The 20,841-nt window shown below is 69.8% G+C and carries 19 protein-coding genes and 1 tRNA gene; 11 read left to right on the top strand and 9 right to left on the bottom strand.

Features of this window, described 5'->3' with window-relative positions:
- A complete protein-coding gene (locus CHR28_RS18315) occupies positions 1-462 on the bottom strand; it encodes a RidA family protein (RefSeq protein WP_094054720.1) in 462 nt (153 codons plus the stop codon).
- On the bottom strand, positions 462-620 hold the full coding sequence (locus tag CHR28_RS18310; protein WP_003991873.1) for a DUF4177 domain-containing protein: 159 nt from the start codon (positions 618-620) through the stop codon (positions 462-464). The genes CHR28_RS18315 and CHR28_RS18310 overlap by 1 nt, the downstream gene beginning before the upstream one ends.
- A gap of 118 nt (positions 621-738) precedes the next feature.
- On the opposite strand from CHR28_RS18310, the gene CHR28_RS18305 reads away from it, so the two are divergent.
- Together CHR28_RS18305 and CHR28_RS18300 are read left to right on the top strand one after the other, a co-directional pair.
- Positions 739-1,716 carry an ArsA family ATPase gene (locus CHR28_RS18305; protein WP_094054719.1) on the top strand — a complete coding sequence of 326 codons (978 nt, stop codon included), beginning with the start codon at positions 739-741 and terminating at the stop codon, positions 1,714-1,716.
- Between the two features lie 145 nt (positions 1,717-1,861).
- Positions 1,862-3,289, top strand: a complete 1,428-nt coding sequence (locus tag CHR28_RS18300) for an ArsA family ATPase (RefSeq protein WP_094054718.1) — start codon at positions 1,862-1,864, stop codon at positions 3,287-3,289.
- A gap of 186 nt (positions 3,290-3,475) precedes the next feature.
- Here CHR28_RS18300 and wblA read toward each other — a convergent pair whose 3' ends face one another.
- On the bottom strand, positions 3,476-3,814 hold the full coding sequence (gene wblA, locus CHR28_RS18295) for a transcriptional regulator WblA (RefSeq protein WP_179272479.1): 339 nt from the start codon (positions 3,812-3,814) through the stop codon (positions 3,476-3,478).
- Between the two features lie 408 nt (positions 3,815-4,222).
- Between wblA and CHR28_RS18285 the strand changes: the two genes are divergently transcribed.
- Positions 4,223-6,535: a transglycosylase domain-containing protein gene (locus tag CHR28_RS18285; RefSeq protein ID WP_094054716.1), complete on the top strand. Its 2,313-nt coding sequence runs from the start codon at positions 4,223-4,225 to the stop codon at positions 6,533-6,535.
- Between the two features lie 92 nt (positions 6,536-6,627).
- On the opposite strand, the gene CHR28_RS18280 is transcribed toward CHR28_RS18285, so the two are convergent.
- Complete coding sequence (locus CHR28_RS18280; RefSeq protein WP_094054715.1) at positions 6,628-7,092, bottom strand: GatB/YqeY domain-containing protein; 465 nt, start codon at positions 7,090-7,092, stop codon at positions 6,628-6,630.
- A 134-nt stretch (positions 7,093-7,226) separates the two neighbouring features.
- Here CHR28_RS18280 and CHR28_RS18275 point away from each other — a divergent pair, with 134 nt between their 5' ends.
- The 8 genes from CHR28_RS18275 (at position 7,227) to CHR28_RS18240 (ending at position 14,609) form a co-directional block, all read left to right on the top strand.
- Positions 7,227-8,153 carry a metallophosphoesterase gene (locus CHR28_RS18275; RefSeq protein ID WP_094054714.1) on the top strand — a complete coding sequence of 309 codons (927 nt, stop codon included), beginning with the start codon at positions 7,227-7,229 and terminating at the stop codon, positions 8,151-8,153.
- A gap of 126 nt (positions 8,154-8,279) precedes the next feature.
- The gene (locus tag CHR28_RS18270) at positions 8,280-9,050 is read left to right on the top strand and encodes a Pr6Pr family membrane protein (RefSeq protein WP_094054713.1); all 771 of its coding nucleotides are present in this window, start codon (positions 8,280-8,282) and stop codon (positions 9,048-9,050) included.
- 47 nt (positions 9,051-9,097) lie between these two features.
- Positions 9,098-9,171, top strand: a tRNA-Pro gene (locus tag CHR28_RS18265).
- A gap of 243 nt (positions 9,172-9,414) precedes the next feature.
- Positions 9,415-10,095, top strand: a complete 681-nt coding sequence (locus CHR28_RS18260) for a DUF488 family protein, N3 subclade (protein WP_094054712.1) — start codon at positions 9,415-9,417, stop codon at positions 10,093-10,095.
- A 120-nt stretch (positions 10,096-10,215) separates the two neighbouring features.
- The gene (locus tag CHR28_RS18255) at positions 10,216-11,007 is read left to right on the top strand and encodes a hypothetical protein (protein WP_094054711.1); all 792 of its coding nucleotides are present in this window, start codon (positions 10,216-10,218) and stop codon (positions 11,005-11,007) included.
- A gap of 399 nt (positions 11,008-11,406) precedes the next feature.
- Positions 11,407-12,717 carry a hypothetical protein gene (locus CHR28_RS18250; RefSeq protein ID WP_256984294.1) on the top strand — a complete coding sequence of 437 codons (1,311 nt, stop codon included), beginning with the start codon at positions 11,407-11,409 and terminating at the stop codon, positions 12,715-12,717.
- A 55-nt stretch (positions 12,718-12,772) separates the two neighbouring features.
- On the top strand, positions 12,773-14,062 hold the full coding sequence (locus tag CHR28_RS18245) for a NucA/NucB deoxyribonuclease domain-containing protein (protein ID WP_094054710.1): 1,290 nt from the start codon (positions 12,773-12,775) through the stop codon (positions 14,060-14,062).
- Between the two features lie 19 nt (positions 14,063-14,081).
- Positions 14,082-14,609, top strand: a complete 528-nt coding sequence (locus CHR28_RS18240) for a hypothetical protein (protein ID WP_094054709.1) — start codon at positions 14,082-14,084, stop codon at positions 14,607-14,609.
- 142 nt (positions 14,610-14,751) lie between these two features.
- Here CHR28_RS18240 and CHR28_RS18235 read toward each other — a convergent pair whose 3' ends face one another.
- Genes CHR28_RS18235 through CHR28_RS18215 form a run of 5 tightly spaced genes read right to left on the bottom strand, consistent with a single transcriptional unit; the run spans position 14,752 to position 20,825 of the window.
- Complete coding sequence (locus tag CHR28_RS18235) at positions 14,752-15,288, bottom strand: Pycsar system effector family protein (RefSeq protein WP_094054708.1); 537 nt, start codon at positions 15,286-15,288, stop codon at positions 14,752-14,754.
- A 10-nt stretch (positions 15,289-15,298) separates the two neighbouring features.
- Positions 15,299-16,684: a DUF4407 domain-containing protein gene (locus CHR28_RS18230; RefSeq protein WP_094054707.1), complete on the bottom strand. Its 1,386-nt coding sequence runs from the start codon at positions 16,682-16,684 to the stop codon at positions 15,299-15,301.
- Positions 16,677-17,750, bottom strand: a complete 1,074-nt coding sequence (locus tag CHR28_RS18225) for a hypothetical protein (RefSeq protein WP_094054706.1) — start codon at positions 17,748-17,750, stop codon at positions 16,677-16,679. Before CHR28_RS18225 ends, CHR28_RS18230 begins: the two co-directional genes overlap by 8 nt.
- The gene (locus CHR28_RS18220) at positions 17,747-20,083 is read right to left on the bottom strand and encodes a hypothetical protein (protein ID WP_094054705.1); all 2,337 of its coding nucleotides are present in this window, start codon (positions 20,081-20,083) and stop codon (positions 17,747-17,749) included. The genes CHR28_RS18225 and CHR28_RS18220 overlap by 4 nt, the downstream gene beginning before the upstream one ends.
- On the bottom strand, positions 20,076-20,825 hold the full coding sequence (locus CHR28_RS18215; protein ID WP_094054704.1) for a hypothetical protein: 750 nt from the start codon (positions 20,823-20,825) through the stop codon (positions 20,076-20,078). Before CHR28_RS18215 ends, CHR28_RS18220 begins: the two co-directional genes overlap by 8 nt.
- Positions 20,826-20,841 lie beyond the last annotated feature (16 nt).

The following is a 20,841-nucleotide window of genomic DNA, read 5'->3' as shown; positions in this document are numbered from 1 at the left end:
CTACGCGAGCTCCACCTGGATCTCGACCTCGACCGGGGCGTCCAGGGGCAGCACGGCCACGCCCACGGCGCTGCGCGCGTGTACGCCCTTGTCGCCGAGGACCTCGCCGAGCAGCTCGCTCGCGCCGTTCAGCACGGCGGGCTGGCCGGTGAAGTCCGAGGCCGAGGCGACGAAGCCGACGACCTTCACCACGCGCGCGATGCGGTCCAGGTCACCGGCGACGGACTTCACGGCGGCCAGGGCGTTCAGCGCGCACGTGCGTGCCAGCTCCTTGGCCTCCTCCGGGGTGACCTCCGCGCCGACCTTGCCGGTGACCGGAAGCTTGCCGTCCACCATCGGGAGCTGCCCGGCGGTGTAGACGTACGGGCCGGACTGCACGGCCGGCTGGTACGCGGCGAGCGGCGGTACGACGTCGGGCAGGGCCAGGCCGAGCTCGGCCAGCTTCGCCTCGACGGCGCCCATTACTGCTTCTCCCGCTTCAGGTAGGCGACGAGCTGCTCGGGGTTGTTCGGCCCGGGCACGACCTGGACGAGCTCCCAGCCGTCCTCGCCCCAGGTGTCCAGAATCTGCTTCGTGGCGTGGACGAGCAGCGGCACGGTTGCGTATTCCCACTTGGTCATGCGGCCGACTTTAGCCCCTGTCCGTACGGGGTCACGGCCGCGGTCCGGGGCCGGCCCCGGCACGGGTTGTCCACAGCCTCCCGCGTAGCCCGGGCACGGACTGGTTAGGCTCGAATACGTGAGCAGGCTCCAGGTCGTCAGCGGCAAGGGCGGTACCGGCAAGACCACGGTGGCCGCGGCCCTAGCGCTGGCCCTGGCCACGGAGGGGAAGCGGACGCTTCTCGTCGAGGTCGAGGGCCGTCAGGGCATCGCGCAGCTCTTCGAGACCGAAGCGCTGCCTTATGAGGAGCGGAAGATCGCCGTCGCTCCCGGGGGCGGGGAGGTGTACGCACTCGCCATCGACCCCGAACTGGCCCTTCTGGACTACCTCCAGATGTTCTACAAGCTGGGCAGCGCCGGCCGGGCCCTGAAGAAGCTCGGCGCGATCGACTTCGCCACCACCATCGCGCCCGGCCTGAGGGACGTCCTCCTCACCGGCAAGGCCTGCGAGGCGGTGCGGCGCAAGGAGCGCAGCGGCCGGTTCGTGTACGACTACGTCGTCATGGACGCCCCGCCCACCGGGCGCATCACCCGTTTCCTGAACGTCAACGACGAGGTGGCGGGGCTGGCGAAGATCGGCCCGATACACAATCAGGCGCAGGCCGTGATGCGGGTGCTGAAGTCGCCCGAGACGGCCGTGCACCTGGTCACGCTGCTGGAGGAGATGCCCGTCCAGGAGACCGCGGACGGCATCGCCGAGCTGCGGTCGGCGCGGCTGCCGGTGGGGCGGATCATCGTGAACATGGTGCGCCCGGAGGTGTTGGACGCGGCCGACCTGGAACTCGTACGGACGGTCCCGCGTTCTTCGGTCGCGCGGTCGCTGTCGTCCGCCGGGCTCGGCGGGGCGCGGCGCGGCGGGCACGCGGAGCGGCTGGTGGACCCGCTGCTCACCCAGGCCGAGGAGTACGCCGAGCGGTACGCGCTGGAGCACGAGCAGCGCGCGGTCCTCGCCGAGCTGGGCCTGCCGCTGCACGAACTGCCGCTGTTCGCCGAGGGCATGGACCTGGCGGGGCTGTACGCACTGGCCCGCGAGCTGCGCGAACAGGGCGTCTCATGAGCCAGGGACGAGCAAGGCCCGCCAGTGGCACGAGCGCGGTGGGGCAGGCCAAGCCCGCCACGAGCACGAGCCCGGTGGGGTCGGCAAGGCCCGTCAGGGAGTCGCGACACGCATGGCCCGTCACGAGTCGGAAGCAGGGGATGTCATGAGCCGTCCGGACCCGGCCCACACGCACGACGCGGCCCGCCCCCACCTCGCCCCCGCGCGCCTGCTCGACATCGACCCGCTGCTGCAGGACCCGAAGACCCGGATCGTGGTGTGCTGCGGCTCGGGCGGGGTCGGCAAGACCACGACGGCCGCCGCGCTGGGCCTGCGCGCGGCCGAGCGGGGCCGTAAGGTCGTCGTGCTGACCATCGACCCGGCCCGCCGGCTCGCCCAGTCCATGGGCATCGACTCCCTGGACAACACCCCGCGCCGGGTGAAGGGCATCGACGACTCCGCGGGCGGCGAGCTGCACGCGATGATGCTCGACATGAAGCGCACCTTCGACGAGATCGTCGAGGCGCACGCGGACCCCGAGCGGGCGGCCGCGATCCTGGGCAACCCCTTCTACCAGTCGCTCTCGGCGGGCTTCGCGGGCACGCAGGAGTACATGGCGATGGAGAAGCTCGGGCAACTGCGCGCCCGGGACGAGTGGGACCTGATCGTCGTCGACACCCCGCCGTCCCGCTCGGCGCTGGACTTCCTGGACGCGCCCAAGCGGCTCGGGTCGTTCCTGGACGGGCGGCTGATCCGGCTGCTGACGGCCCCGGCGAAGCTGGGCGGCCGCGCCGGGATGAAGTTCCTGAACGTCGGCATGTCGATGATGACCGGCACCCTCGGCAAGCTGCTGGGCGGTCAGCTCCTGAAGGACGTCCAGACGTTCGTCTCCGCGATGGACACGACGTTCGGCGGCTTCCGCACGCGCGCGGACGCCACGTACAAGCTCCTCCAGGCCCCCGGCACGGCGTTCCTCGTGGTCGCGGCCCCGGAGCGGGACGCGCTGCGCGAGGCCGCCTACTTCGTGGAGCGCCTGGCCGCGGAGGACATGCCGCTGGCGGGTCTGGTGCTCAACCGGGTCCACGGCAGCGGCGCCGACCGGCTGTCGGCCGAGCGGGCGCTCGCCGCCGCGGAAAATCTTGAAGAGCCCCGCATTGTGGATCAGGAGGGCGGGAAAGCAGTACTTCGTAACTCCCCCGACACACAGGACAGTTCAACCTCTCCCACGCCCGAAACACCAGCTCGTGCCGCTGGTCCGGCATCCGACGGTGGCTCCCCCGCCGAGGACGCCGAGGACGCAGAGGACACCGAAGGCATCGAGGACGCCCAGGCACCCGGCTCGGCCGAGCGGTCCGTCGACCAGCTCACGGCCGGCCTGCTGCGGCTGCACGCCGACCGGATGCAGTTGCTCTCCCGCGAGCAGCGCACGCGTGACCGCTTCACCGCGCTCCACCCCGAGGTGGCCGTGACGGAAGTGGCCGCGCTGGCCGGCGATGTGCACGACCTCGCGGGCCTGCGCGCCATCGGCGACCGCCTCGCCGCCGACGAACGCGAGCTGCCCGACCCGTCCGCGATGCCCGGGGCAAGTGCCTGAGCAGGTCAGGTGGCCTGAGCACGGCCAGGTGACCCGAGCACGGTCCGGTGGCCTGAGCACTGCCGGCCGGCCTGAGCACGCCCAGGCGAAGCCCGTGACGGCGAAGGACCCGGTGATGGCGAAGGGCCCGGTGATGGCGAAGGGCCCGCCGAAGGGCCCTCGGACCTGCGGAGCTCCCGGAGGCGCTCAGCTCACCGCCGCGTAGTTCTCGTAGATCTCGTCGTCGTCGAGGGGCACGACACCCGTGCCGCGCTCGTACTCCGTACGCGCCGTCTCCAGCAGCCGGCGCCAGGAGGTCACCGTCGGCCGCCTGCGCAGCAGTGCGCGGCGCTCCCGCTCCGTCATGCCTCCCCACACGCCGAACTCGACGCGGTTGTCCAGCGCGTCGGCCAGGCACTCCGTGCGCACCGGGCATCCGGTGCACACCGCCTTGGCCCTGTTCTGCGCTGCTCCTTGAACGAACAGTTCATCCGGATCGGTAGTGCGGCAGGCCGCCTGCGCACTCCAGTCGGTTACCCAGCCCATACCGGCGCCGTCCTCTCCCGAATCGAGGCTCCCCCACGGCGGCAGCGGCATATTCACCGCCGCCAGTTGAGGACGTTACGGAAGGTGGGCACAGCGCAACACCCCCAGCGGGCCCAATCTTGAATGGCCCGAACGGACTATGGGTAAGCGGCAGATCACCCGGGGGAGTGAGCTGGTGACATACGTGACTTTCCCGTCAAAACGGGACAGTTCAGTTGCGTCACACCGGACGCCGCATGACACACAAGGCGGATTCGGACACGACCCCACCAAAAAAGTCGGGGAACATCCGGAACGATTCGGGGTCGCCGGACGTATTGATACGTGGCCTCACTGTTGTGACAGTTGGGAGCAGCTTAGGCCAAGGCATATACGCCTGTCCGGCGAATGAGAACGTAGGCTGCCCTCATGCCAAAGAAGCGCTCGGGCGGTGGTCTGTCTCCCACGCAGCAGGCCGCCAAGTTCCTCGGTGTCAGTGTCCTCGCGGGGGCCGTGCTGGCCGGCATCGCGCTGCCCGCGGTGGGCGCGCTGGGGCTGGCGGCGAAGGGATCCGTCGAGAGCTTCGACGAGCTCCCGGCCAACCTCAAGACCCCGCCGCTGAGTCAGCGCACCAGCATCCTCGACGCGGACGGCGGCCAGATCGCCACCGTCTACTCGCGCGACCGCACGGTGGTCCCCCTCAAGGACATGTCGCCGTACGTGCAGAAGGCGATCGTCGCGATCGAGGACTCGCGCTTCTACGAGCACGGAGCGGTCGACCTCAAGGGCGTGCTGCGCGCCCTCAACAAGAACGCGCGCAGCGGCGAGGTCGCCCAGGGCGCCTCGACGCTCACCCAGCAGTACGTGAAGAACGTCTTCGTCGAGGAGGCCGGCGACGACCCGACGAAGGTCGCGCAGGCCACCCAGCAGACCATCGGCCGCAAGATCCGCGAGCTCAAGTACGCGATCCAGGTCGAGGAGGAGCTGGGCAAGAAGAAGATCCTCGAGAACTACCTGAACATCACGTTCTTCGGCCAGCAGGCCTACGGCGTCGAGGCCGCGGCCCGGCGCTACTTCTCCAAGTCGGCCAAGGACCTCAACGTCCAGGAGGCGGCCCTCCTCGCCGGCATCGTCCAGTCGCCCAGCCGCTACGACCCGGTCAACGACGAGGCGGAGGCCACCAAGCGCCGCAACATCGTGCTGCGCCGCATGGCCGAGGTCGGCGACATCTCCCGGGCGCAGGCCGCCGAGGCGATGAAGGCCCCGCTGGGCCTGAAGGTCAGCAAGCCCCGCAACGGCTGCATCACGGCGGTCAAGGGCGCGGGCTTCTTCTGTGACTACGTGCGCGAGGTCTTCCTGACGGACCCGGTCTTCGGCAAGTCCCGCAAGGCCCGGGCGAAGATCTGGAACCAGGGCGGCCTCACCATCCGCACGACGATGGACCCGCAGGCCCAGGACGCGGCCCAGCGGTCCATCAAGGACCACGTCTACAAGAGCGACGACGTGGCCACCGCCGCCACCGTCGTCCAGCCCGGCACCGGCAAGATCCTCGCCATGGGCCAGTCGCGTCCGTACGGCTTCAAGAAGAACGAGACGCAGATCAACCTCTCCGTCGACCAGTCCATGGGCGGCGGCATGGGCTACCAGCCCGGTTCGACGTTCAAGCCGATTGTGGCCGCGGCCGCCCTCGAGGACGGCATGCCGTCGAACAAGGTGTACTCGTCGCCGTACCGGATGGCCTACCCCTCGCCGGTCTCCGCCTGTGACGGCAAGACCTGGCAGAACGACCGGAGCAACCCGGCCCGGCTGGAGAACGAGAACGAGTCCGAGGTCGGCCCGTACGACATGAAGGAGGCGACCGCCAAGTCGGTCAACACCTACTACGTGCAGATGATCAGCGACATCGGCATCTGCCCGGTGACGACCATGGCGAAGAAGATGGGCGTCGTGCGGGCCGACGGCGACAAGATGCCGCAGGTCCCCTCCATCGCCCTCGGCACGCAGGAGATGTCCCCGCTGACCATGGCGAACGCGTACGCCACCTTCGCCTCGCGGGGCATGTACTGCACGCCGGTGGCCATCGAGTCGGTCAGCCAGCGGGTCGGCGACGCGTCCAAGAAGCTCGAGGTCCCGAAGTCGACGTGCTCGCGCGCCATGTCGGAGGAGACCGCCGACACGATCAACGGGCTGCTGAAGGGCGTCGTCGAGGACGGCACGGGTTCGAAGGCGGGCCTGGACGGCCGGCCCAGCGCGGGCAAGACGGGTACGACGGACGAGCGCTACGCGGCCTGGTTCGTGGGCTACACGCCGAACATGGCCGGCGCGGTGTGGGTCGGCGACCCCGCGCACAAGCGGAAGATGGTCAACATCACCATCGGCGGCCGCTCGCACAGCAAGGTCTTCGGTGGTGAGGTCCCGGGCCCGATCTGGCGCGACATGATGTCCGGCGCGCTGGAGGGCAAGCCCGTCGAGCGGTTCAACGACGTCCACATCCCCGACGGCATCGACCGCGACCGCGGCGACGGGGACGACGGTGGCGACGGCGGCCGTGACGACGGGAACAACGGTGACAACGGCGGCAACGACGGCTTCATCGGCGGCCTGGTGGGCGGCAACAACAACGGCGGCGGAGGCGGCGGCGAGCCCTTCCCGACTCCGTCGTTCTCCATCCCGGAGGGCTTCTTCCGCGGGCAGGACAACGGCGGCGGCAACGGGAACGGCAACGGAGGCCGCTTCGGCTGACCTGGCCGGATGACGAAACGGGAGCGGCCTCCTCCGACCGTATGGTCGGAGGAGGCCGCTCCCGTTGGACCGGCGTGTCGGGGCCCGGGCGGTCAGCCCGCGAGCAGCTTCTTCACCGCGGCGGCGACGCGGCCGCCCTCGGCCTGCCCCGCCACCTTCGGGTTCACGATCTTCATGACAGCGCCCATGGCCCGCGGCCCCTCCGCACCGGCCGCCTTCGCCTCCTCGACGGCCTGGGCCACGATCTGCTGGAGCTCGTCGTCGGACAGCTGCTTGGGCAGGTAGCCGGCAAGCACCTCGCCCTCCGCCTTCTCCCGCTCGGCCTGCTCGGGCCGACCACCCTGTGCGAAGGCCTCGGCCGCCTCGCGCCGCTTCTTGGCCTCCCGGGTGATCACCTTCTGCACCTCGTCGTCGGAGAGCTCGCGCTTCTCCTTGCCCGCGACCTCCTCCTTGGTGATCGCGGCGAGCGTCAGCCGGAGCGTCGAGGAGCGCAGCTCGTCGCGCTCCTTGATCGCGGCGTTGAGGTCATCCTGCAGCTTCGACTTGAGCGTGGTCATGGGGTCGATTGTCGCAGGTGCGACGGGAAAGGTGCCCCTCCATTTACGGGGCGGCAGCGCAAGGACCCGTTGCGACGGGCCATTTCACGCACCGCCGGACACGGGCATCCCGCGCGGTCTGACACGATGGTCGTATGCGCGCGCGATACGGAGTCCCCCTGGGAATCGCGGCGGCTGGTGCCGCCGGTCTGTTGTACGCGGCGGGCTTCGAGGCCCGCTCCTTCCGCCTCCGCCGGGTCACCGTCCCGGTCCTGCCCCCGGGAACGCGCCCCCTGCGTGTGCTGCAGGTCTCCGACATCCACATGGTCGGCGGCCAGCGCAAGAAGCAGCGCTGGCTGCGGTCCCTGGCCGGCCTGCGCCCCGACTTCGTGATCAACACCGGCGACAACCTCTCCGACCCGGAGGGCGTCCCGGAGGTCCTGGACGCGCTCGGCCCGCTGATGGAGTTCCCGGGCGCGTACGTCTTCGGCTCCAACGACTACTACGGCCCCAAGCTGCGCAACCCCGCCCGCTACCTGCTGGAGAAGGCCCAGGGCCGGCATGGCCTGAACGGCAACCCGCCGGCGGTCGGCGCGGTGCACAACCCGTGGGAGGACCTGCGGGACGGTTTCGACGCGGCGGGCTGGCTCAACCTCACGAACACGCGCGGCACGCTCAAGATCGACGGCCTGTCGCTGGAGCTGACCGGCCTGGACGACCCGCACATCAAGAAGGACCGCTACGAGCGGGTCGCCGGCGGCCCGTCGGAGTCCGCCGACTTCTCGATGGGGGTGGTCCACGCCCCGTACCTGCGCACGCTGGACGCCTTCACGGCCGACGGCTACCCCCTGATCCTGGCCGGCCACACCCACGGCGGCCAGCTCTGCGTCCCCTTCTACGGCGCCCTCGTCACCAACTGCGACCTGGACACGGACCGCGTGAAGGGCCTGTCCACTCACTCCTCGCAGGGCCGTACGTCCTACCTCCACGTCTCGGCGGGCTGCGGCACGAACCGCTACACGCCGGTACGGTTCGCCTGCCCGCCGGAGGCGACGCTGCTGACGCTGGTGGGGCGGGAGTAACAGGGGCGGCCAAGAGGAGGGCCGCCGACCGGAACACCGGGGGCATGAAGCACGTGAAGTGATGGCGATAACCCACACAGCGGCGCCCGAATAGCCCCCTTTATCCGGTTCTGTCAGCTTGAGAGCATGACAGCCCCGATACCCAGGGACATCCCGGACCTCCCCGCGATCCCGCGCAAGCCGGCGCTCCTGCCCTCCCCCGTCCCGGCCACGGCCGTCGTCACGCCGGTCCGCCGCCCCGCGGCGGCGGCCTACCGCCTGCTGATCGCCCTCGCGGCGGCCGCCGGCGTCACCCTCGAACTGCTCCTCGGCGACCCGTCCCGGGTCGCGGGCTACTTCGCGGTCCAGGCGAACGCGCTCCTGGCCGTGGTCATGCTCTTCTCGGCCCGCCGGGCATGGACGGCAGCCCGCCCCTTGCCCGGCTCCCTCCTGGGCGCGACCCTGCTCTACGTCGTCGTCGCGGCCCTGGTGCACCACCTGCTCCTCGCGAACGAGGCCAGCCCCTTCTCCCTCACGGGTGAGGCCGCCGCCCCGACCGGCTGGCAGGCCCTGGCCCACCACACGCTCCACACGGTGACGCCGATCGCGGCCGTACTGGACTGGCTCCTGCTCACGACCCCGGGCCGTCTGCACCTGCGCCACGCCCCGGCCTGGCTGCTCTATCCCCTGGCCTACCTGGCCTTCTCCCTCACCCGGGGAGAGCTGCTCCTGCCGGGCACGACCGACCGCTACCTCTACCCGTTCCTGGACGTCGGCCAGGACGGCTACAAGCGCGTCCTCGGCAACGCGCTGCTCCTGGGCCTGTCCATGTACGCCCTGGCCCTGCTCCTGGTGGCCCTGGACCACGCCCGCCCGGCCCTGATGCGCCACCGCGGCAAAACCGGATTTCGTCTCTAGCCACCGGTGGGCTAAAGTAAACGTCGTCGCCGCGACAGCAGCGACATCGGGGTGTAGCGCAGCTTGGCAGCGCGCTTCGTTCGGGACGAAGAGGTCGTGGGTTCAAATCCCGCCACCCCGACAGTGAAGTACCAGGCCAGGGGCCTGATCCAGTCAATGGATCAGGCCCCTGACGGGTTTCCGGAGATCGTTTGGGAGAAATCGGAAGAAGATCTTGGTCGGGTTCTCCCAGAGGGTTACTGGTAAGGCTGTCTGCAAGTGCAGCGGCTGCGGGCACTCGGACCTGCGCGTTCGCGTATCAGGCCTCTAGTCGGGCTGGGAACACCATGCCCGCCCGCCTCAACCGCCATTAGGATCACGGCCCATGGCAAGCCATCACTCAGCGCGTCCCCACGACCGCGCCCGAGCACTCGCCCAGCGGGTCCGTGCGCTGCGGGAGGCCCGTGGGTGGTCACGGGAGCGGCTCGCGAAAGAAGCCGGCATCGCCGCGGGAACGCTGGCCCGCCTGGAGAGCGAGGGAGCGATCCAGCCAGGTTTCTTCACTGTCGGAGCGGTCGCCGAGGCACTCGAGGTCTCCCTCGATGAGCTCTTCCGGGAGGCCAAGGTCACCCCGGGTCTATGGTCCGCTGGATACGAAGGCCGGGACATCGACTCTTTCGTCGCCTCTCTCCTCGACAGCCGTATCGACGTCGTGGCAGACGTACGACTCACGCCCATCAGCCGCAAGAAGGGCTTCAGCAAGACTCGGCTCGGGCAGGCGCTCGCTGAGGCCGGCATCGTGTACACCCACCTGCGGGGCCTGGGAAATCCCAAGGACAACCGGGCGCCGTTCTGGGACGGCCGACTCGACGTGGGCCGAGCTCGCTTCCGCGGTCTGCTGCGGTCCGATGAGGCACAGTCCGATCTCGATCGCCTTGCCGAGCAAGCTCGGCAGTCGCGTGTCGCCGTGCTGTGTTTCGAGAAGGACGAGAGCCGCTGCCACCGGCAGGTCGTCCTGGAGACGGTCCGCAAGCGGGCCGCCGTGCCCGTGATTCCGCTGGCCTGACTTCACCCCTCGCCGCCGCATGCGCTCTTGCCGGTGGCGCATGCCTCTCCTCCAATCGGATCCGGGAGATCCGTGGAGGGGGCAACCATGGGAACGCGGAATCGGCAGCGCGCAACGATCATGATCACGGTCAAGACGTATCCCGAGCTGTCCAACAAGTACCGCGAGACCAGCTGTGTGGCCGGCATACGCCTGGACCAGGGCGAGCCACAGCACGTACGGCTCTTCCCGGTGCCCTTCCGGCTTCTGAGCGAGGAAGCCCAGTTCTCCAAATACTCGATCATCGAGGTCGACGTCGAGCCGCACCGTCCGGAGCGAGACTCCCGCCCGGAGAGTCTCCGGCCCGACCTCGAAACCTTGGAGATCGTGGGTGAGGTGCCGTCCGACGGCGGTTGGAAGAAGCGGTACCGGTATGTCGAGCCGCTGGTCGCACCGTCGCTCTGCGCCATCAAGCGGGATCAGGAGCAGCGGGGGACCTCCCTCGGCGTCTTCCGGCCTGCCGAGATCGCCCGTTTCCGACTGGAGCCCGCCGAGCCCTGGTCAGTCTCCAAAGCCGCGCTTGCCGACCAACTCGACCTTTTCGAACAGGAATTGGACCCACTGGAGTGGGTGCCCCTCGACTTCCGCTACAGCTTTCGCTGTGCCGACGACGACTGCCCGACCCACGACATGGGACTGAAGGATTGGGAGGCCGGCCAGTCGTACCGCAAGTTCCTGCGCAAGTACGGCGGGCGAGGGGTCCGTGATGCGCTCCGCGAGCGCTGGTACAACCGGATCTGTGCCTCGAACCGAGCCGTTCACTTCTTTGTAGGCAACATCGCGGCCCATCCCAAGACGTTCATGCTGCTGGCCCTCTTCTACCCGGAGCGGGAGGTCGTCGAGTACGTACAGGACAGTCTGTTCGGTGAGTGACGAACGCCTGCCGGAGTTTCAGGGGGACTTCAGAAGCTGCGTCGGCAACTGCTGAAGCGACGCAGATGGCGTCCCGCTACCGGAGCGTTTCGAGCAAGGACACCATGAGACGGGAGACGACAGCGACGCCACTTCCTCGCTGGAACCGCGTGGGCCGCGCCGTAAGCGAGACAATCCTCGGCCGCTGGCTGCGGACCGTGTGGGTTCGCTCCAAGGCAACGTCCCTCACCCCGGTGTAGGTACCGGTGAGCCGACGACAGACGTGGCCGTGATCACGTGTAGCAACTCAGCCAACTTGCCTTATAAGTAGATTTGTCAGAGAAAGAGCCCTGTAGGTTCCCCTGTGACCACTCTTGATCGTTCCTAGGGGGAACCTTGTCGCGTTCGCGCGCGAGACACTTGGCCTCGGCATGCGCCGGGGTCACTGCACTCACCATCCTCGGCACCGCCCCGTCCGCGAGTGCCGCCGCGCCCAAGGAAGCCTGCACCGGCCTCTACAACGCCCGGATCACCTTCTGGGCGATGACGTGCAGCCAGCCGGGCGAGCCGATGATCGGCGGCTTCGCCACCTGGCGCAACATACCGATCACCTTCGATCAGGTCGAAACCGGGTCTACGACCGTGCAGGTGGCCAACTACCTGCGGGTCAGCCCGAACACGTCGAGCGGTCCGCTCGCTCCCAACATCGAGATCGGCCTGTACGCGGAGAAGACGGGGAAGACTACCCACACCTACGGGCCGCGTTGGTCGGAGCTGACCACCAGCGGTGGTCGCACGACAGCCATCAAGGCCGGGGTCAACCCGGCCAAGTCCGACAAGCGCAACCACACCTACATGACAATCCGCCAGGACAGCGGCAACCAGTGGGACGTGCTCTACGACTTCAACAAGGTCGGCTCCACCACCAAACAGCTCAAGGTGCTGGGCGGCAACACCAACCGCATCGACGTCGGTCTCGAGGTGATGGGACCGAAGTACATCAACATCCCCTCGATCGCGAACCGCATGCAGTTCATGACCGGGAACAAGGTGTGGCAGCAGGTTGCGACGCCCAACGTGGCCAAGTCCGTCACGCTCCCCGTGTGCAGCACGACCCACAAGCCGCCGAACTGCTTCACCACCAAGCTGACCGACAACAACACGTTCACCCAGTGGACCGTGAGCAAGCCGCGCCGGCAGGCCGCCGCCACTGCCTCCCCGCTCGCCGCCACCGCTGCCCCGACGCACAGCCGGGACGCTGCTGCGGCCGGCCTGCCCGCCACGTTCAACGGCGTGGACCAGCAGGCTCTGCAAGCCTGCCTGGAGAACGACCCCGACAGCTGCCTGGCCAGGGTGCCTGGCCTATCCGAGTGCGTGGTCACCGTACGGGTCTGCAACGCCGCCGCCCTGCCGTCGGGCGGAACATCGGAGGACGCCCTAACTGGCGCGGACGTATCAGCCGCCGACATCCGGGCCCGGGCCGCAGCCGCCTTCGATGTCCCCGCTGACGCCCTCGCCGTCGAGCCGCCCACCTCACCCTCCGCGCTGAAGGCTCACTCGAACGTGGCCGACAGCAGCAACGGCGACGCAGCCTGGACGGTGACCTCGACCAGCTCCACCCCCGGACTGCAGCGCACCGACCGCCGCTTCGACGGCTTCACCGCCCGCTACTCCGCACCCTCCGGCGCACTGCTGGAGGCGTGCTGGGGCGACCTCTGCGATGCCTCGTGATCCCCACACGCCGCAGATACCCGGCCGCTTCCGCACGCCAGCAAGGAGTCCACTGGTGAACATACGCACCGCACTCATACGTCTCGCCCGCGCCACCGCCACCACCATGGCGCTGACACTGCTCACCGCGGCCACCAGCACAGCCACCCCCGCCGCGGCGACCACGAACGACCCGGCCCCCGAGGACACGGTGTTCGTCGATGCCGCCTCGCTTCCCGCCGACGAGTTGCGCGGCCTCGACCAGCCCATCCCGTATGCCGAGTACGCCCGATTCCACGGCTCGAAGTCCGCGGCGCCGCGGGCGGCGGCCGACCCGGCTCCCGGAGACCAACAGGACCTACGCCAGGAGTGCACCAACCACGCGGCGCAGGCAAAAACCGCCACCGGCTGGCTCAAGTCCCGCTTCGAGAGCTGCCAGAAACGTCCATTCGACCTGGTCCTGCGGGACATCAGGGGCACCACCACACTCGGTCGCCTCTGGTTCGACCAATGGGTCCTCGGCTTCGCCTACGACGGCAGCCGGCGCGTCGACTATGTCTCCAGCATCGAGAACATACGCGTCCAGCCGATACCCACCGAGGACGCCAAGAAGTGGAGAATCGGCCAGCACTTCCACCACAGCGTCAACGCCTCCAGCAGCGATGCGGACCCTCTGGTGACCGCACCGCAGACGGTGAACCGTGACGAACTGCTCGGCGTGTGGGACACCCAGCCCCACTGGAACCTCACCTACACATCCCCGGACAAGGGCGCCCTGTTCGACCAGGGCAACCAGCAGCGCGTCCTCCTGACCGTCGCGATGGACGTCAGCGCCAGTTCCCCCAACTCCGCTCCCTTCACGGGGGGAAGCAACCTCTACCACTCGAGCGTCCGCTACGACTACGCCGGACCGGTCGCGGGCAAGCACAAGGGCACCGTCTTCAGCAAGGCCCGTGTGGAACTCGTGATGAGCCAGAAAGACCCGGCGGTCAACGAAAGCGCCGTGCACGTCTACGACGCTTTGAACCGCCCCGAGCGCACCTTCCCCTCCTGGCCCGGCAAGAGCGTTCCGGGATCGAAGGAACCCCTGCGCCGAGTCGTCGCTACGAAGAAGATCGAGGACAATCGCAAGAAGTCCATCAAGGAATGCAAGAAGGTCTGGGGCGACTACGCCGGCAGCGGCCTGGAGTGCGACGAGTACCCCTTCGCCTCGACCAAGGAAGGGTCCACCAAGGGTGACAACCGCTTCTCCGTCCGGCTGATCGACGGTAAGGACAACCGCAAGGGCGGAGAGCGCCTCAACGAGATGTACACCCTCAACCGCGTCCTGGACGGGGATCCGTTCTACGTGAAGATCACCAACTAGCAGGAAGACACCACTGACCATGGCGCTTCTCGCCGAACACAACGTCACCGCCACACCCGGCCGCCGTGTGCTGGAGGTCTACGACGCGGACGCCTACCCCGGCGACGAAGCAGCCATGGATGCCGCGGAGACTCAGGTGGTGGCCGGCAACGGCTACCACCTGTACCTCCTCAGCCTGCAACCGGACATGAAAGTCCAGATGACGATCCGCATCTGGGACACTCCACCCACCCCGCCCGCAGAGGCCGAAGGCCACACCGACGTCAGCCTCGAATCCGAGACAGGCGTCCTGGTCGTCGGCCAACTCGACCGCGGACCCGCCGACGAGATCACCCTGCCCCGCCCCGGCGTCTATGAAGGCCACGCCTGGTGGCAGAACCGTCAAGCAGCAGCCGACTACTACAACACCAGCCTCGACCAACTCACGGACGAATCCCCCGAAGACCAGCTCACCGAAGCCTGGAACAACTGCCCCGTCACCGAACGTTATGTCCTCGACCTCGCCTACACCCGCGAGCCCGAACCCGTCGACGAAGACGACTTCTGAAATCCGTACGGGCCGAAGGCCGCACTGACCCCAGCACAAGGTCGACGGGCTATAGGGCGACCCCGGCGCTTTCTTCGTCGTCATCCCGCAACCTCCCCGGGGTGAGTGCCTAACTGCCCTATGTGTGGGGCAGGTTGAGGGACTACGTCGACGTGCCCGTCGCTATGCCCAGGAGGGTGAGTGTGGCGAACGTTGTGGCCCAGGCCAGGGCGTGGCGGATGCAGCGGTATTTGGTCCAGGCGGTTTGGGAGAGGATCGCCAGCTGGCTCAGGTCGCGGGCGAGTGGGTCGGTGTGGCGGAGTGTGCGTTCCAGGTGGGCCAGGGATGTCGCCAGCCGTATGTCTCCGAAGTAGTGCGTCCTGTAGTGGTCGGGGTGACCCAGCCGTGGGGTCACGGCCAGGCCCAGGAGGACCAGGGCCGGCACGCACGCGGCGCAGCCGGCCCAGAGGAGAAGCTGCGGGACCGCCGGGTACTGGCGTGGGGTGATCACCCCGCTGCCGATCGCGCCGAGCAGGGCCGTCAGGGCCGCGCCCAGGGACGCCAGCATGAGGCCGGCCTTGTTGTCGGCCCGCACCAGTTCCTCACGGGCCTCGGTCAGCAGGATCCTGGCGAGCTCCGCGCCGCGGTCGGCTCCGGTGTGGTCCGGGCCCTGGCCCGCACCGTCTCCTCGTGTGGTCATGTCTCCCTCCTCAGACCGCCGACGACCGGCGGATCTCGTCCTCCAGCGCGTTCACCGCCTGCCGGACCCGGATGTTCATGGCCGCCGTGTGCTCCCTGGAGGCCGCTTCCGACTCGGCGCGATGGCGTCGGATGTCCTGTTCGATGGCGTCCTGCGCGATCTCCAGGTCCGCCATGGCCCGGCGCTCGGCGAGCCGGACCTGCTCGCCGTGGATCTTGACCGCGCTGTTGCTCTCGGTGCTGAGCATCCGCTCGTAGGTGGTCTCTCCGCCGAGGTACTTCACCAGCACGGGCAGCATGTCGAGGAGCACGAACAGCAGACGGACCAGCCAGACGCCCGCGAACAGCACCGCGTTGCCGCCGGCGAGTTCGTCGAGGGCCCGGATCCGTTCCAGGACTCCGATCTCCTTCTGCTGGGCGCGTTCGTCGTCCAGGCGCCGCTCGATGGCCTCGGCGCGGTCCTTGAGGAACGCGCCGCGCGACGACGTCAGTTCGGCCTCGATCGTCGCGATGCGGTCGTGCATGCCGGCGAGCCGCTTCTCGTTCTCGCTCGTACGGTGCGTGGTGCGGTAGTCCCGGGCCTTGTCGCGCAGGCGCCCGCACTCGGAGGTCCGCTGGTACAGGCCGGTCGCCGCGATGCGGATCAGCCGGCGGCACTCGTCCCGCACCTCGGCGTCGATGGCCTCCAGCCTGCCGGTGTCGCGGTCCACCCGCTTCTGCAGGGCGGCGGCGTCCGAGCGCAGGGCGTCCAGTTCCTCGCCCCGTTCACCGGGCGTCGCCCCGAAGGAGAGGACGTACGTCCGGGCGCATCCTTCGGGTGTGACCGGCTGGGTCGTGGCGGGGACGGGATTGCAGCGGACCAGGTCGGCGCGCAGCCGGTCGACGGCGTCGGTGCGCTGGTCCGCGACGCGTTCCTCGATCGCCGTCTGGAAGATGCGCAGGACCAGCGGCTCGGCGATCACCACGCCCAGCAGCAGCGCGATCAGCAGGCGCATCACCAAAGGGCCGGTCCGGCGCCTGGCGTTGGGCTGGGGAGTGACCAGCCAGCGGTCGAGGTTGAGGACGAACAGCATCCAGATGACCGTCGGTATCAGGGCCAGCAGGGAGACCCTGCCGAGCGCCTCGGTCGCGAAGTTCCACATGGAGAACGCCGCGATCACGGAGGTGCCGAGCACCACGCCGCCGAGCGCCGTGTACTTGCTGCGCTCGTACCTGACCCGGGCCAGGAGTTGCTCGTCGACGCCGGTCAGGGCGCGCAGCCGGCGCGCGGTGTCGAACGAGCGGACCGTGGGGCGGGCAGGGGCCCGGCCTCTTCCGGCCCGGGGCGTGCCGCCGGGGGCCTTGTCGTCCTCCGCGGTGGCGGAGGTGTTCGCGGGGTCGGTCGGCGTGTCAGTCAACGAGGTCGTCCTCGTCCGTGACGAAGCCGCCCGCCGCGTCGCGCGATCCGTCCCGGCCCGCCGCCGTGCGGCCGGGGCGGGCCGGTCCCGGTTCCACCATGCGGGCGGGGTCGGCGGCGGCCTGGATGCCGGGCGCGGCCTGGCCTCCGGTCTCGCGCAGGACCTGTTCCAGCACCTGGTGGTAGTCGACGTACTCGCTGCCGCCCATCTGCCGCAGCAGCGTCAGGAGCATGTCCCGGCGCATCTGCGCCTCCGCCGTCTCCCGCGCCTGGGCGTGGGCGCGCTCCGTCGTCTCCGCCCTGTCGCGGCGGGCCGACTCCTCGTCGGTGATCCGGTGGATGCGAGCCGCCACGTCGGTGACGTCGATCTCCTTGCGGGCGATGCCGAAGGCGTCCACGTGGTCGGACCCCTGCGACAGCAGTTCGGCGATGCGCATCGCGTCCTGGGTCTCGAAGGCGCGCTGTCCCTGCTGCAGTTCCCAGGAGCGCCGCTCGTCGCGCAGCTTCTGCTCCCAGGTGCGCAGGTCGTCCGAGGCGTGCACCTCGGCGCTGACGAACTCGACGCTCATGCCCGCGACGCGGGGCGGCACGATCGCGCTGTAGGCCGTCATGCGGTGACCGGCCTCGGTGCGCACCGCGTTGATCTCCTCGACCCGGTGTCCCGCGCTCACCCTGGGCAGGTCGCTGTCGCCCATCAGATAGGCGCGCAGCGGAACGGTGACGTCGATGATGCCCTGCCGGGCTATGACCACGGGGTCGGTCACCTGGCAGGTGAAGGACGCCCGCAGGGTGAAGTTGTCCGCTTCGCTCATGGAGGGCAGCGGCCGCTCCACGTCGACGAGGCGCGCCCGGGTGTCGACCAGGCTCAGCGAGGACGCGTCCAGCACGTCCGGGTGGGACGGGTCGAACACCATGCCCTCGGGGAAGGTGCGGTAGTTCCCGCCGACCCTGAAGACATAGGCCGCGCCCGGCGGCAGCGGGGGCACGTCCTCGCGGCGGCGGCGCCGAGACCACCAGGTCCCCTGCACCGTGGGCAGGATGTGCTCGGCGATGACCGGGTAGTTCACTTGCTTCGGCCTCCTTGAGCGGAAGGAAAGGGTGTGGTGGGCAGGAGGGGCGCGGTGGCCCGCCGGGGGTCCGCCGGCGCCCGCCCGCGCAGTGAGCCGAGAAGCACCTGGGCGAGCCGGCGGGCGCCGGGGATCGCGTAGTCGGGGTGCCTCAGGGCGATGGACAGGTGGTGGCACAGGGCGGCCCACTGGCGTTCGGTCATGGCGTTCCGCATGGCCTCGCCGAGTTCGCGGACGGCTCCGGTGACGGACGGGTCGTCCCGCAGCTGCACCAGCGTGCGGCACAGGGCGCCGACCGCCCGGCTCCGGTTGGTGCTGTGCAGGACGTCCGCCCAGAGCGAGCCGAGATGACGGGCGCTGTCCGGGACGGTACGCAGCACAGCGGCGGTGACCGGCTCGGGAGCCTCCAGCCGGACCGCCTCCAGGAGCTGGACGGCGGTGCGCAGCGCGATCGACCGCTCCCGCGATGCCGGCGCCGTGTTCTTGACGACCGTCCGGACCCAGCGCAGCAGGAACCGGACGCGTTCGGGGTCCTGCTCGGCCGTCTGCAGCAGCAACGCCAGGGAGCGACGGGCCGAGAACGCGATCCGCTCGCCGCGCAGCGTCAGGAACCACAGCTGGTTGAGCGCCTCCAGGCGGTACAGCGAGCCGAGACGGCCCGTCAGTGCCATGGCCGCCGTCACGGCCCGTCCGGGGCCGCTGTTGGCCGTCCAGCCCAGGACGATGGTGAGGGCCTGCGGGGCGAGGTGCTCGACCTCGCACATGAACTGCAGGGTGAGCGCGGCGGTCACCCGCTGGCTGGTGATGCCGTCGGACCACACCTTCAGCAGGTTCTCGTCGACCTCGACGAGCGCGTACCGCGCGAGCAGCGCGACGCCCCGGGCCACTTCCGTACGGGTGTCGAGGTCGCCGCGCAGGGCCAGCTCGCCCAGCCACTGGCGCAGCGGGTACCAGAGTTCGTAGCCGTACAGGTCGTGCAGCTCGGCGATGACGAGTTCGCGCACGCGCGGGGAGACGAAGACCAGGCGCCGCTCGCTGCGCCCCGCGTCGCGGCCGGGTCCGGGCCGGTGCTCCGTGGTCACGAGGCCGGCCGCCCGCTGCTTCCAGCGGGCCCGGGACTGCTCGGCGACCGTCGGGCGCAACGGCGTCCGGCCCGTGCCGTCCGGTTCGCCGACGGGCGTCTCGCCGCTCTGCTCCCAGTTGCGCACATGGGCGGCGAGCGCCGCGCACTCCTTCTCGAACGTCCGCTCCGGGATGCCCTCCAGGAACGCCAGCGCGGCGAGCGGGAGCAGGTCGTCCGCCGACGGCTGCTTGCGGAAGTGCTCCTGCACCAGCTCGCGGTGCCGGTCGCGCAGGGTCTCCAGGGCCTTCTCGGCACCGTCCCGGGCCAGCGCCTCCGCCGCCGCGACGACGTCCGCCGGTCTCGGCTGCTCGCCGATGCGTGCCAGCAGTTCCTGTTCGGTGCCGGGGTCGAGGCGGGCGGCGGGCAGTTCCGCGCGGCAGTGGGCGAACAGCGCCACCGGGTCGGGAGCCTGCCATGGAACGCAGTGGTCCCGCAGGGCCAGCCGCCTTCGGGTGGTGTCGCCGGCGGTGATCACCAAGTACGAGCCCTTGCGGCGCAGTTCCTCGCCGAGCCGGCCCACCTCGTACGTCTGCACCGCCTGGTCGGGCAGTTCACCGGCGTAGTCGAGGATGACGTAGCCCTGCCCGGGCTTGAGGTCCTGTGACGCGGCCAGCTGTGCCAGGGCGTTGGCCGGTGACATGCTGCGCAGCCGTGCCGCCCGGCCGAGGACGGTCCTGAGCAGGGCGAGCGATGCGGCGCGGCGGCCGCAGCCGTCGCGGCCGGTGAGCACGACGAGTCCGTCCGCCCGCAGCCTGGCCAGCGCCTCGTCGAAGCAGGGCTGCGTCGGCAGGAAGAACCGCAGGGCCCGGTCCGCTTCCCGGGGCTCGATGGTGCCCGGGCTGAGCCCCGGGGAGGAGGCGGTGCCGAAGCCGAACGCCGCTCCCGTGGCGTCGACGGTGCCGTAGAAGTTGTTGCTGACGAGCTGGTGGACGCGGCGCAGATCGTCGTATCCGCGGTCGTCCTCCTCGCGTTCGTCCTTCTCCCGGCGCTGCTCGGGGGCCGGGTGCGGGCCCGCGCCCCCGTCTCCGTCTCTGTCTCTGTCTCTGTCTCTGTCTCTGTCCCCGTCTTCTTCTTCGCCTTGGTCTTCGTCTTCGTCTTCGGCGAGCGGTGCGCCGAGCAGGTCGTCCGGTGCGAGCGGCTCGGCGTCCGCCTCGGGAGCGGGGACCGGCGGGACGCCGGACCCGTCGCCCGCGTCCGTGGGGTCAGCCACCGCTGCTCCCGAAGCCGAAGACGGCGCCCCGGGCGTCCACCGCGCCGGTGATGTTGGTGACGCTGATGGAGTCGCCGCGGTACTCGTTGCTGATTCCCGCCGCACCCGCGGCGGCCGGCTCGGGCCGGTCCGCCGCGGGCTCCCCCGGCGCCGGGACCGCGTGCTTCCCCCGCTGCGCGGTCCCGGGCTCTCGTGAGGCCGTGGCCGGCGCGGGCACCCACAGCCAGGCCGTGGCCTCGTACTCCTTCACCCGCACGGTCACGCGGGTGAAGTCCTCGGTGGACAGGGTCGTGTGTCCGCCCTCGACCGTGGAGCGGAAGACGTCGTCGGACACGAGCAGCGCCAGGTCGGCGCCGGGGTGCCCGGCCAGGGCGTCGTAGAGCGGCTGTGCGCTCAGCAGCCGTGCGGTGGCCACGACGGCCGTGCCGGCGAAGCCGTTGTCGGCCAGTTCGACCAGGCCCTGGTGGACGACCGCCCTGAGCCGCATCCGCGCCTCCGGCACGCGCTGCGCGTTGTACGCGCGCAACTCGGCGACGAGATGGCGGATGTAGTCGTCGACCAGTCGCGGCTCGGTGCCGTCCAGCGGTCGCACCGCGAGCTGTTCGTCGCCCTTGCGCTGGATCTGCCACTGCGCGCGGTCCAGGCCGGCGCCCCTGGCGGCGGCGTCGAGAATCCGCGGCAGATCATGCTGCGTCTGGGACTGTCTGCGGTCGTTCTTTCCCCCGTAGGCCTCCGCGTCCACGGCTATGCAAGCGCAC

The organism is Streptomyces sp. XY006 (assembly GCF_002237655.1).
Classification (GTDB): Bacteria; Actinomycetota; Actinomycetes; order Streptomycetales; family Streptomycetaceae; genus Streptomyces; species Streptomyces levis.
This window is presented reverse-complemented; position numbering and strand designations above follow the sequence as displayed.

What these genes read in the sequence shown, in the direction of transcription:
- CHR28_RS18315 (WP_094054720.1), bottom strand. Translation starts at nt 462, where the DNA reads ATGGGCGCCGTCGAGGCGAAGCTGGCCGAGCTCGGCCTGGCCCTGCCC.
- CHR28_RS18280 (WP_094054715.1), bottom strand. Translation starts at nt 7,092, where the DNA reads ATGACCACGCTCAAGTCGAAGCTGCAGGATGACCTCAACGCCGCGATC.
- CHR28_RS18255 (WP_094054711.1), top strand. Translation starts at nt 10,216, where the DNA reads ATGATCACGGTCAAGACGTATCCCGAGCTGTCCAACAAGTACCGCGAG.
- wblA (WP_179272479.1), bottom strand. Translation starts at nt 3,814, where the DNA reads ATGGGCTGGGTAACCGACTGGAGTGCGCAGGCGGCCTGCCGCACTACC.
- CHR28_RS18240 (WP_094054709.1), top strand. Translation starts at nt 14,082, where the DNA reads ATGGCGCTTCTCGCCGAACACAACGTCACCGCCACACCCGGCCGCCGT.
- CHR28_RS18300 (WP_094054718.1), top strand. Translation starts at nt 1,862, where the DNA reads ATGAGCCGTCCGGACCCGGCCCACACGCACGACGCGGCCCGCCCCCAC.
- CHR28_RS18270 (WP_094054713.1), top strand. Translation starts at nt 8,280, where the DNA reads ATGACAGCCCCGATACCCAGGGACATCCCGGACCTCCCCGCGATCCCG.
- CHR28_RS18275 (WP_094054714.1), top strand. Translation starts at nt 7,227, where the DNA reads ATGCGCGCGCGATACGGAGTCCCCCTGGGAATCGCGGCGGCTGGTGCC.
- CHR28_RS18260 (WP_094054712.1), top strand. Translation starts at nt 9,415, where the DNA reads ATGGCAAGCCATCACTCAGCGCGTCCCCACGACCGCGCCCGAGCACTC.
- CHR28_RS18310 (WP_003991873.1), bottom strand. Translation starts at nt 620, where the DNA reads ATGACCAAGTGGGAATACGCAACCGTGCCGCTGCTCGTCCACGCCACG.
- CHR28_RS18235 (WP_094054708.1), bottom strand. Translation starts at nt 15,288, where the DNA reads ATGACCACACGAGGAGACGGTGCGGGCCAGGGCCCGGACCACACCGGA.
- CHR28_RS18285 (WP_094054716.1), top strand. Translation starts at nt 4,223, where the DNA reads ATGCCAAAGAAGCGCTCGGGCGGTGGTCTGTCTCCCACGCAGCAGGCC.